Below are 10,755 nucleotides of genomic sequence, written 5' to 3' on the forward strand. Positions count from 1 at the left end.
GTAAGTGAAACCGTGACCCCCGTGACTCCGGGGGCCGGAGGGGACGGGGGGTCCGACGTGCCGACAGCGATCGCGGTCACCAGCGCCGACCTGGTGCTGCCGCCGACCGACCCCGGAACCCCGCGCGCCGCCGTGCTGCCGCCCCCCGAAGGACGCCCGCTGGACGCCTCGGTCGCGGACATGCAGCAGCTCCTCACCCGCTACGGACACGTGGTCGTCGTCTGCCCCACCTCCGTCCCGGCCGCCGTCGAGCACCGCCTCCACGCCGTCCGCTCCCTCCTGGAGAGCGACCGGATAGCGCTGGTCAGGACCGACCTGCCACCGCTCGGCGCGGCCGTCCTCGTCCGCCAGCTCTGCCGACTGACCGGCTGCGACTTCACCCCCGGAGTCCTCGCCTCCGCCGCCCGGCTGCTCGCCCACTACATCTACGCCGGCGCCGTCCTCGGCTCCGTCTCCCGGCTCGACCGCGTCCCCGTCGGCCTCGGCTCCCACCTCAAGAGCTGGCTGCCCGGCGCCCACTTCGCCGTCCTCGCGGGACCCACTCCGCAGATGGTGCGCGTCGGCAGCGGGGAAGAGGCCCTCGCCGGACCCGAGTTCGCCACCGAACTCCTCCTCGCCCGGGGCCACCTCCAGACCGACTGGCCCGCCACCGCCCTCGTGCCCCGCTGGCGGATCCCCGGCCCCGTCCAGGAGACGGCGCTGCCCGCCTCCTCGCCCGGCTGGTGGGGCACCGGGAAAATCGTGGAGTTCGCCGCGTACCTCCCCGACCTCTCCGTCCTCCACCAGCTCGTCTCCTCGGTACGCCGCGAGATCTGCCACTGGTGCGGCATGGACCTCATCGGCGACCGCTGCGGCTTCTGCGCGGCACCGCTGACGGTCCCGGAGCCGGGCGGGGGCGCGTACACGGGTGCGCGGGGGACGGGGGCGTACGCGGGCGCGCAGGACGCCGGTTCGTACGCGGGCCCGCAGAGCGCCGGTTCGTACCCGGGCGCGCAGGATGCCGGTTCGTACGCGGGCCCGCAAGACGCCGGTTCGTACGCGGGCGCGTACACGGACCCGCAAGGCACCGACCCCCGCCCCGCCGACCCGCGGCACGCCCTGGAGCCCGTGGACCCCCACGCCCCGGGCCCCGCCGTCCCGCACCCGACCCGGGCCCTCGGCCCCGGCGCGCACACCCCCCGCGCCCTGCCATGAACGGCGCCCCGGCCCCCGCTCCCGTACACCCGCCCGCCCTCGTGGGGGCGCGTCCGCCAGCCCACCGTCTCCGTCCGTCCGGACCCACGTCTCCGATCGAGGTAGTACGGCCATGAACTCCCGCCAGCGCCGCGGCGTGATCCTGCTGCTGCTCTCCGTCCTGTGTGCCCTCGGCGCCTTCGCCGGAGTGCTCGCCGTCATCAGCGACGTGAACTCCAAGGTCGGCCCGGAGACCACCGCGTACCGGATCAAGGAGAACGTGAAGCCCTACGAGGCCCTGAAAGCCGGCCAGTTCGAGAAGATCACCATGCCGAAGCGCTGGCTCTCCGAGACCGCCGTCACCGACCTCGCCGCGATCAGGGGCAAGATCGCCGTCACCACCCTCAAGGCCGGCTCCCTCCTCCAGGAGGACATGATCGTGGACCGGCCCGCGCTCCAGCCGGGCCAGCAGGAGATCGCCATCATGATCGACGCCGGCACCGGCGTCGCGGGCAAGATCACCGCCGGTGCCACCGTCAACATCTACGCCACCTTCGCGGGCGAGAAGAAGGGCGACCCCGACCAGTCCCGGATGATCGTCTCCGGCGCCCGCGTCCTCGACGTCGGCAGGCTCACCCCGGCCTCCGAACGCTCCGACCGCTCCGACAGGGCCACCTCCACCGTCCCCATCACCTTCGCGCTCTCCACCCTCGACACCCAGCGCGTCGCGTACGCCGAGTCCTTCGCCGAACACGTGCGCCTCGCCCTCGTCGCCCCCTCCACGGGCGGCGCCCCCGTCGACCAGCGCGACCGCACGTACACCCTCGACAAGGACAAGTGAGGCCGGTATGACCACGAGGATCCTGCCGGCCGTCGGCGACCCCGACGCGGCCCGGTCCGTCACCACGCTGCTCAGCCAGCTGCCCGACGCCGAACCCGCCCCGCCGGTCGCCGACTCCACCCAGCTCGTCGACACCCTCGCCCGCCTCGCCGCCGCCTCCCTCGACGAACTCCCCGAGGTCGTCCTCGTCCACGAGCGGATCGGGCCCGTCCCCGCGCTCGAACTCGTCCGCGAGGTCGCCCTCCGCTTCCCCGCCGTCGGCGTCGTCCTCATCACCGCCGACGCCAGCCCCGTCCTCTTCTCCGCCGCCATGGACTCCGGCGCCCGCGGCCTCGTCACCCTGCCCCTGGGGTACGAGGAACTCGCCAGCCGCGTCCAGACCGCCGCCCAGTGGTCCGCCGGGGTCCGCCGCCACCTCGGCTCCGGCCCCGACCAGGCCGCCGGGCCCGGCGGCACCGTCGTCACCGTCAGCGGCGCCAAGGGCGGCGTCGGCACCACCGTCGCCGCCGTCCACCTCGCCCTCGCCGCCCGCGCCTCGGGCAGGAGCGTCGCCCTGGTCGACATGGACCTCCAGAGCGGCGACGTCGCCTCGTACCTCGACGTCCAGTTCCGGCGCTCCGTCGCCGACCTCGCCGCCATTACCGACATCTCGCCCCGCGTCCTCCAGGACGCCGTCTACGTCCACGAGACCGGCCTCTCCCTGCTCCTCTCCCCGGCCGAGGGCGAACGCGGCGAGGAGGTCACCGACCGCGCCGCCCGCCAGGTCGTCAGCGCCCTGCGCGGCCGCCACGAGGTCGTCGTCGTGGACTGCGGCTCCCGGCTCGACGGCGCCAACGCCGCCGTGATCGAGATGGCCGACACCGCCCTGCTCGTCACCACCCCGGACGTGGTCGCGGTACGGGCCGCCAAACGGACCGTACGCATGTGGGAACGGCTCCAGGTCCGCAAGGCCGAGGAGACGATCACCCTCGTCAACCGGCAGCACCGCTCCAGCGAGATCCAGCCGCCCCTCGTCCAGAAGATCACCGGGACGCGCGTCGCAGGCGTCTCCGTCCCCGCGCACTTCAAGGAGCTCCAGGCCGTGGTCGACGCCGGCCGCCTCCACGAACTCGACGCCAAGTCGACCGTCAAGCAGGCGCTCTGGTCCCTCGCGGGTGAACTGGGCCTGGTCCGGGCGGCCCAGGCCGCCGGCCGGCCGGGCAAGCAGCTCGCCCGCTCCGGCGCGGACCGCGGCTCCCTCGGCCTGCGCCGCCGCACGGGGGGCCGCTGACCCATGCGCGGCTACCGGGACGGGAACGGGGACAGGGGGCAGGTGGCGGTCGAGTTCCTCGGCATGGTCCCCCTGATCCTCCTCACCCTCGCCCTGCTCTGGCAGGTCGTCCTGGTCGGTTACACGTACAGCCTGGCGGGGAACGCGGCGGACGAGGGGGCGCGGGCGGCGGCCGTGGACGGCGACTGCGAGGGGGCCGTGATGCGGCACCTGGACGGGGCGTGGGCGGCCGGCGCGAGCCCGGGCTGCGGAGCCCCTTCCGGCGGCATGGTGACCGTGACGGTCACGATCCGGGTCCCCGCCCTGGTCCCGGGCTTCGGGGGGCTGTTCCCGGTGGAGGGCAGGGCGGGAGCGGTGTACGAGGGGAGGCGGTCGTGAACGCGGAACGCGGGGGTACGGGGCGGCACGGAGGCGTTCCGGGACGGTTCGGGTACAGGAACGGCCACGGGAACGGGCCCGCAACCGGAGCCGGGCGCGGACCCGACCCCGGTCCCGCATCCGTACCCGGCCCCGGAGGACGGGCCCGCGACCGCGGCCAGGCCGCCGTCGAGTACCTGGGCTTCCTCCCGATCCTGCTCCTCGTCGGCCTCGCCGGCCTCCAGCTCGGCGTCGCCGCGTACGCCGCCCAGCAGGCGGGCACGGCGGCGCGGGCGGCGGCCCGGGCGGCGAGCGACGACGAGGAGGCGACGAGTCCGGACGCGGCCGCCGAGGCGGCCGTGAGCGGCTGGGTCGCGAGCCGCTCCTCCGTCTCCCCCGGCGGGGGGAACGGCGAGGTCACCTACACCGTCACCGTGGAGATCCCCTCCGTCGTGCCCTTCTGGAACGGCCTCGGCTCCGTGACCAAGTCCGCCACCATGCCCCTGCCCGCCGAGGAGGACGAATGAGAAGGGACGACGAGTCATGAGCCTGCGCTCCCGGATCAACGCCCCCGAGGAGAAGGGCGCGGTCGCGGCCAGGGAGGACGGCCACCTCGTCGCCTCCTTCCGCGCCAAGCTCCTGGAGGAGATCGACCTCACGGAGATGTCCGCGCTCGCCGCCGCCGAGCGGCGCGCCCGCCTGGAGCGCGTCCTCGGGCACATCATCAGCCGCGAGGGCCCGGTCCTCTCCACCGCCGAGCGCGCCCGCCTGATCCGCCGGGTCGTGGACGAGGCCCTCGGCCTCGGCGTCCTCGAACCGCTCCTCGAAGACGCCTCCATCACCGAGATCATGGTCAACGGCCCCGACCAGATCTTCATCGAGCGGGGCGGCCGCGTCGAACTCCTGCCGCTCCGCTTCGCCTCCCACGACCAGCTGATGCAGACCATCGAGCGGATCGTCTCGACCGTCAACCGGCGCGTGGACGAGTCGAACCCGATGGTCGACGCCCGCCTCCCCTCCGGCGAGCGCGTCAACGTCATCATCCCGCCGCTCTCCCTCACCGGCGCGACCCTCACCATCCGCCGCTTCCCACGCGCGTACACCCTCCACGAGATGATCGGCCTCGGCTCCCTGGACGAGCAGATGCTGCTCCTGCTCTCCGGGCTCGTGCAGGCCAAGTTCAACCTGATCGTCTCCGGCGCCACCGGCACCGGGAAGACCACCCTCCTCAACGCCCTCTCCGGGCTCGTCCCGGACGGCGAGCGGATCATCACCATCGAGGACTCGGCCGAACTCCAGCTCCAGCAGTCCCACGTGATCCGCCTGGAGGCCCGGCCGCCCAACATCGAGGGCCGCGGGGCCGTCTCCATCCGCGACCTGGTCCGCAACTCCCTCCGCATGCGCCCCGACCGCATCATCGTCGGAGAGGTCCGCGGCGGCGAGACCCTCGACATGCTCCAGGCCATGTCCACCGGCCACGACGGCTCCCTCGCCACCGTGCACGCCAACTCCGCCGAGGACGCGCTGATGCGGCTCCAGACCCTCGCCTCGATGTCGGAGGTGAAGGTGCCGTTCGAGGCGCTGCGCGACCAGATCAACAGCGCGGTCGACGTCCTCGTGCAGCTGACCCGGCACCCGGACGGCACCCGCCGGATCACCGAGATCGCCGTCCTCGCCTCGCACGGCCGGGAACGCTTCCTGCTCGCCACGGTCTGCCGCTTCCACGCCCAGCCGCTCGCCGCCGACGGACGGGTGTACGGGCGGTTCACGTACCACCCGCTGCCGCGCCGGGTCGCCGAACGCCTCTACCTGGCCGGGCAGCCGATACCGCAGGCCTTCGGAGTGGCGGCGACGGACGCGCACCTGGCCGTCAGGGAGGCGGAGTGACGACCGACGGGCACGACAGGTACGACAGGTACGACAGACACGCATCCGTCGGGGAGGCGGAACGATGACCGACCCCTTCTGGCTGACGATCGGCGTCGCACTGCTCTGCTGCGTCCTGGGCGTGACCGGCGTCCAGCTGTACGCGAGCGGGGCCCGCCGGCACGCGGCCCTCGTCGCCCGCCTCGACGAGACGGCCGGGCCCGAGACCCCCGGCCGCCGCAGGCGCCACTTCAGGGGCGTCGACCGGCGGGTGCGCAGGACCGCCCTCGGCCGGAAGCTGGAGCTGCGGATCGCGGCCACCGGCCTGGACGTCACGCCCGGCGAGTTCACGGTCGCCCTCGCGGCGACGGTGGCGGTCCTGTGGGCCGTGGGGCAGGCGGCGCTGTCGCCCTTCTTCGGCCCGATCTGCGGCTTCCTCGGCGTCTGGGTGGCCCTCGGCTACCTCAACTGGCAGCGCCAGAAGCGGATCGAGAAGTTCATCAACCAGCTCCCCGAGCTCTCCCGCATCCTGGCCAACGCCACCCAGGCGGGCCTCGCGCTCCGGATGGCCCTCAGCCTGGCGGCCGACGAGCTGGAGGCGCCGGCGGGCGACGAGCTGGAGAAGGTCGCCCAGCAGCTCGCCGTCGGCACCTCCCTGGACGACGCCCTGGGCGAGCTGGCCGAACGCCTCCCCTCCCGGGAGCTGGTCGTCCTCGTCACCACCCTGGTCCTGGCCAACCGGGCCGGCGGCACCGTCGTCTCCTCCCTGCGGAACCTCACCGAGACCCTGGAGGAGCGCAAGGAGACCCGGCGCGAGGTGCGCACCCAGCTCTCGCAGGTGAGCATGACGGCGTACTCGGTCCCGGTCATCGGGGTCGGCTCGCTCCTGCTCATCGACAACATGCAGCCGGGGGCGCTCGACCGGATGACGGGTTCGGGCCTGGGGCAGTTCGCGGTGATCGCGGCGTTCGCCCTGTACGCGGTCGGCTTCGTCGTCATCCGCCGCTTCTCGAAGATCGACGTGTAGGGACGGCAGCCGTGGAACTCCTCCTCGCCCTCCTGGCCGGCCTGGCGGTCGCCGGCGCCTGCTACGGCGTCAGGCTCTACCGGGCCGACGCCAAGCTCCCCGACGACCTCCGGCTCGCCCTGGAGGTCGGCTCGACCCGTACCGGCGCGGTCGACTCGGCGGTGGACCGCCTGGGCATGCGCTGGTCGCCGGCGGTCCTGCGCCTGATGGGCCCGAAGCGGGTCAACGCGGTGCGCCGCCGCATCGACCTGGCGGGGAACCCGGGGGGCCTGACGATCGACCGGTACGGCGCCCGCCGGGCGGTGTACGGCTTCCTGGGCGCCCTGGGCGCCCTCCTGATGCTGTCGAAGGGCTCCTACCTCACGGCGTTGCTCCTCCTGGCCTTCGGAGCGTTCTGGACGGAGGTGGGGATCTGGTCGGCGGTGCGCATCCGCAAGGACCAGATCGAACGCACGCTGCCGGACTTCCTGGACGTCCTCGCCGTCGTCGTCTCGGCGGGCCTCGGCTTCCGGCAGGCGCTCGAACGGGTCGCGGAGAAGTACGAGGGCCCGTGGTCGGACGAACTCCGCATCACCCTGCGCCAGATGGACATGGGCGTCAGCCGCCGCCAGGCCTTCGACGAACTGCGCCGCCGCAACGACTCGGAACAGGTGGCGCAGTTCGTGACGGCGCTCCAGCAGGGCGAGGAGCTGGGCGCCCCGATCGTGGAGACCCTGATCCAGATCGCGAACGACATGCGGCGCACCGACGCGCAGAACGCCCGCCGCAAGGCGGCGAAGGCGGTCCCGAAGGCGACGATGGTGATCACCACCCTGATGGTCCCGGCGACGATGATCCTCCTCGGCGCGGGCCTGTTCCTGGGCACGGGAACGGACTTCGGCTCGGTGACGGGGGAGTGAACGGGTGGGCACTTCCGAGGACTTGTTCGCGCAAAAGGCTTCGCGGATGCAACGGAGTGTGTCACAGTGCGGACTGGGAGCGAGGGGAGGAGGGGGCGATGGACCTGAGGATCACGGGTCTCGACGGCCGATGGATCGCCGCGACGTGCTTGGTCCCGGGGAAACCGGTCAAGAATCACCTCGACCGATCCAACCGAATCTTCGCCGAACTCCACACCCACGACGGTGCCGAGGCCATAGCCTCCTGGCAGGGCACGAGGTCCCTCCCATGACCCGACCTGACGAATGGGCCCGGGGACCCTGTGCACCAACGGCTCCACGGGCATACCGTTCCGGAGCGCAGGCGTCCGACCGCGGAGGGGACCACGATGAACGACGCGATGCTGAAGGCCCTGACGAAGGCCAGGATCGAACTGACCACGCGCGCGATGTCCAGGACGGGGGACCGCGGGCAGACGGCGGTGGAGTACCTGGGGATCATTGTGGTGGTGGTGGCGATCGTGGTGGCGATCACTGGGACGGACATCGGCAAGTCGATCAAGGACGCGATCACTCAGAAGATCGCCGACCTGACCGGGGGCAAGTAGCCGCGGTTCACTCGCGTGGCGATGTCGGTCAGGCTTTCCCCGTCTACATTGCCGTGATAGCGGGCCTTCTGTTCTTGGCTTTCGTCTACTTCATGTTCGGGCAGGCCGCCGTCACTCGCAACAGCGCCCAGACCGCCGCTGACGCAGCGGCGCTCGCAGCTGCCCAGGACGCACGGGACGAACTGCGTGAGGGATGGCTCGACGTGATCCTCGACCCTGCGCAGTGGGACGGATTCCCTGAGGGGAAACGCTTCACTGGCTCTTCCGCGTGCCAACAGGCGACCACCTTCGCTGCCAAAAACGGCGCGAGGATCTCGGGCGATGGTTGTATGCGCCTGTCTGGAGAGCATGAGGGTTTCAGTGTCACTGTAGAGACGACGGGAGCGGAAGCGCAGGATGCCACCGCGTCCGCGAAAGCCGTGATCGAGCCGAAGTGCAGCTTCAAGGCGCCGGAAGTACCGACGCCGGAAGAAACGGAACCGGATCCCGATCCCACGGAGCCGGAGGAGGAACCGGAGCCAGAGCCGATCACTGGCCTGACCTGTGACGGGGATGCCTGGACGATCGACCCCGATGATCCGGAACTGCCCAGTGCCATCGATCTTTTCACTGTTCGACTGACCGGTGACGATGAGTAAAGGAAGCACGCTTCATGAACGTTCGGTACGCACGAAGAGGGCTGGCTTCCTTCACGGTCGCATCGGTGGCTCTCCTCGCGGTCGGCTGCGGATCCGATGAGAAGCCGAAGGCGGACAAACCGGCCGCGACTACTTCTACCCCTCGGCAGACCCAGGGAGGGCAGGGGCAGCAAAGTGCTGAGGAGCCCGTGGAGAAGCTGGCTGTCGTGCGAGGACAGAAGGGGTTGGAGTTCACCGTAAGTTCTGTCGAGCGTGACGCAGGCGGTTTTCTCACCATTAAGGGGCAGTTGGAGAACACTTCCGACTCCGCGGCCGCCATTTCGTCCCAGACGAGCGGGGATGAAACGGAAGTGATGAAGCATGGCAGCTCTTTCGGCGGAGCCACGCTTGTGGATGCGGTGGGAAAAAAGCGCTACTACGTGCTTCGCGACACTGATGGCCGGCCGCTGACCACTACGGGCATTAGTGTCTTGTCGCCGAAGGCGACGGCCGCCGTCTTCCTCCAGTTCCCCGCCCCCCCCACCTCCACCACCGAAGTCTCCTTCCAACTCCCCACCTTCGAACCCGCCACCCTCAAGCTCTCCTGAGGCGACGCCATGACGACGACGACCCACCGCCGCCTCGCCGCAATCGCCCTCGTCTCCGTGGTCCTGTGGCCCGTCTCCGTGCCGCTCGCCCACGCCGACGACCCGCCCGGCTCCGCCGGCACCGCGTCCCCCGTGCCCGTCATCGACGACAAGGCGCCGGGCCTGATGCTGCCCGAAGGAGCCGTCCTCGCGGCCCCGAAGGTCCTCGACATCAAGCAGATTGTCGAGGAGGAGGGCGGCGCGCAGCGCCGTCAGGACACCAATGTGGACGTGACGTTCGCGCTCCAGGCCGAGGTGCTGTTCCCGAAGGACAGCGCCAAGCTCGGGGCCGCCGCCACGAGCCGGATCGCCGCGATCGCCACCGAGATCGACAAGCAGGGCTCCGGACGGGTCCGGGTCTTCGGGTTCACCGACAACCTCGGTACGTACGAGCACGGCCTCAAGCTCTCGAAGGAGCGCGCCGTGGCCGTGCAGCAGGTGCTCGCCCGCACCCTCGGCCCCGGGATCACCTTCGACATCCGCGGCTACAGCGAGGACTACCCGATCGCCGACAACGCCACCGAAGAGGGCCGCAAGAAGAACCGCCGGGTCGAGATCTCCTTCCCGCGCACCACGCCGCCCGCCGCCACTCCCTGAGCGAGTGGCGGTGACTGTGACGGTGCGGCCCGGCCAAAGGCGGCCAACGGGCTCCGTGGCAGCTTCCCTCGCGGCCGGGCAGCCGTCCGTACGAGGGCCGTCGGCTCGTACGTATGCCCAATCGTCCACGGAAGAGGGACACTTCACGCCCCCAGGGGAAAACCCGCCGAAAGTCGTTCCCAGGAAAACGCAAAAGCGACGGGACGCGGTCGCCGGGCAGGAGCATTCTGGACGGATGACGACGACGCCGAGCGTGACGCCGGGTGTGCAGTTGGTCAGTGACCTCGTCGCCCGGATCCCCGAGTTCCGCGGGGCCTACGAGACCCACGTGCTCCACCAGGGCGGTGTGCTGCCGCACGTGTTCTTCTGGGACGTCGTCCAGGACACGGTCCGCTCCTTCCTGGGCGAGGACCCGGCCGCGCCCGACTGGCGCTGCACGCTCGCCTTCCTGGAGGAGGAGAGCCGCCGCGGGGTCCTCGGCGTCGACGAGGTCATCGTCACCTCCTTCCTGGGCGACCTGCCCGCCCCGCACGAGCCCGGCCACGCCATCGTCCACCGGCTCGGCCCCGTCATGACCGCGAAGTTCGCCCGCGTGAGGCCCCTCGGCTGATCCCCGGGCCGGCTCCCCCCGGCTCCCGCGTCCTGACGCGGACCGGGAGGCGGGCGTGCCGAGCGAGGAGGGCGTCCTGGTGGCCGTGCGGCGCCGGGTCGAGGAGCGAGGCGCGGCCGGTCCGACACCTCCGGCCGGTCCGGAGCGCCCGCCCCGCCGCCCCGCCCCCGCCCTCCGGAACCGATAATCGAACCCATGCCCCCGCCCCGTCCCGTCAGCCCCGACGGTCCCGAAAGACTCGGCCGCCCCTCCCGCCCCACCCCC

12 protein-coding genes and 1 pseudogene are annotated in these 10,755 nt (G+C 71.7%); all 13 read left to right on the plus strand.

From position 1 onward, the window contains the following. Positions 1–57: 57 nt before the first annotated feature. The 13 genes and pseudogenes from OO47_RS19795 (at position 58) to OO47_RS19855 (ending at position 10,491) form a co-directional block, all read left to right on the plus strand. Positions 58–1,194, plus strand: a complete 1,137-nt coding sequence (locus tag OO47_RS19795) for a hypothetical protein (RefSeq protein ID WP_033209651.1) — start codon at positions 58–60, stop codon at positions 1,192–1,194. Between the two features lie 112 nt (positions 1,195–1,306). Next, positions 1,307–2,014, plus strand: coding sequence for a Flp pilus assembly protein CpaB (gene cpaB, locus OO47_RS19800; protein ID WP_030217208.1), 708 nt, complete (start codon positions 1,307–1,309; stop codon positions 2,012–2,014). Positions 2,015–2,021: 7 nt separating this feature from the next. Next, a complete protein-coding gene (locus OO47_RS19805) occupies positions 2,022–3,284 on the plus strand; it encodes an AAA family ATPase (RefSeq protein ID WP_030217210.1) in 1,263 nt (420 codons plus the stop codon). Positions 3,285–3,287: 3 nt separating this feature from the next. Continuing rightward, a complete protein-coding gene (locus OO47_RS19810) occupies positions 3,288–3,662 on the plus strand; it encodes a TadE/TadG family type IV pilus assembly protein (protein ID WP_030217214.1) in 375 nt (124 codons plus the stop codon). Next, positions 3,659–4,168 carry a TadE/TadG family type IV pilus assembly protein gene (locus OO47_RS35210; RefSeq protein ID WP_078489745.1) on the plus strand — a complete coding sequence of 170 codons (510 nt, stop codon included), beginning with the start codon at positions 3,659–3,661 and terminating at the stop codon, positions 4,166–4,168. The genes OO47_RS19810 and OO47_RS35210 overlap by 4 nt, the downstream gene beginning before the upstream one ends. A 16-nt stretch (positions 4,169–4,184) precedes the next feature. Then, a complete protein-coding gene (locus OO47_RS19820; protein WP_030217216.1) occupies positions 4,185–5,528 on the plus strand; it encodes a CpaF family protein in 1,344 nt (447 codons plus the stop codon). 64 nt (positions 5,529–5,592) lie between these two features. Further along, positions 5,593–6,534, plus strand: a complete 942-nt coding sequence (locus tag OO47_RS19825; protein ID WP_030217217.1) for a type II secretion system F family protein — start codon at positions 5,593–5,595, stop codon at positions 6,532–6,534. A gap of 11 nt (positions 6,535–6,545) precedes the next feature. Continuing rightward, positions 6,546–7,433 (plus strand): DUF5936 domain-containing protein, encoded by an 888-nt coding sequence (locus OO47_RS19830; protein ID WP_033209652.1) that lies wholly within the window; start codon positions 6,546–6,548, stop codon positions 7,431–7,433. Positions 7,434–7,801: 368 nt separating this feature from the next. Then, entirely contained in the window at positions 7,802–8,020 is a 219-nt protein-coding gene (locus OO47_RS19835; protein ID WP_106969422.1) for a hypothetical protein, read from the plus strand. Between the two features lie 38 nt (positions 8,021–8,058). Then, positions 8,059–8,658, plus strand: a pseudogene (locus OO47_RS19840) (pilus assembly protein TadG-related protein); the annotation flags it as partial. Between the two features lie 188 nt (positions 8,659–8,846). Continuing rightward, positions 8,847–9,245 carry a hypothetical protein gene (locus tag OO47_RS36265; protein ID WP_324606521.1) on the plus strand — a complete coding sequence of 133 codons (399 nt, stop codon included), beginning with the start codon at positions 8,847–8,849 and terminating at the stop codon, positions 9,243–9,245. Between the two features lie 9 nt (positions 9,246–9,254). Then, complete coding sequence (locus OO47_RS19850) at positions 9,255–9,881, plus strand: OmpA family protein (protein WP_030217223.1); 627 nt, start codon at positions 9,255–9,257, stop codon at positions 9,879–9,881. A gap of 235 nt (positions 9,882–10,116) precedes the next feature. Beyond that, on the plus strand, positions 10,117–10,491 hold the full coding sequence (locus OO47_RS19855; protein ID WP_030217226.1) for a hypothetical protein: 375 nt from the start codon (positions 10,117–10,119) through the stop codon (positions 10,489–10,491). The last annotated feature ends 264 nt before the right edge of the window (positions 10,492–10,755 follow it).

Origin of the sequence: Streptomyces bikiniensis, from assembly GCF_000716625.1 — a bacterium.
In the GTDB taxonomy this organism is placed as follows: Bacteria; Actinomycetota; Actinomycetes; order Streptomycetales; family Streptomycetaceae; genus Streptomyces; species Streptomyces bikiniensis.

Bases quoted from the DNA above. Each gene is read 5' to 3' on its own strand.
- OO47_RS19810 (WP_030217214.1), top strand. From the start codon at position 3,288: ATGCGCGGCTACCGGGACGGGAACGGGGACAGGGGGCAGGTGGCGGTC.
- OO47_RS19850 (WP_030217223.1), top strand. From the start codon at position 9,255: ATGACGACGACGACCCACCGCCGCCTCGCCGCAATCGCCCTCGTCTCC.
- OO47_RS19825 (WP_030217217.1), top strand. From the start codon at position 5,593: ATGACCGACCCCTTCTGGCTGACGATCGGCGTCGCACTGCTCTGCTGC.
- cpaB (WP_030217208.1), top strand. From the start codon at position 1,307: ATGAACTCCCGCCAGCGCCGCGGCGTGATCCTGCTGCTGCTCTCCGTC.
- OO47_RS19805 (WP_030217210.1), top strand. From the start codon at position 2,022: ATGACCACGAGGATCCTGCCGGCCGTCGGCGACCCCGACGCGGCCCGG.
- OO47_RS19855 (WP_030217226.1), top strand. From the start codon at position 10,117: ATGACGACGACGCCGAGCGTGACGCCGGGTGTGCAGTTGGTCAGTGAC.
- OO47_RS19820 (WP_030217216.1), top strand. From the start codon at position 4,185: ATGAGCCTGCGCTCCCGGATCAACGCCCCCGAGGAGAAGGGCGCGGTC.
- OO47_RS19835 (WP_106969422.1), top strand. From the start codon at position 7,802: ATGAACGACGCGATGCTGAAGGCCCTGACGAAGGCCAGGATCGAACTG.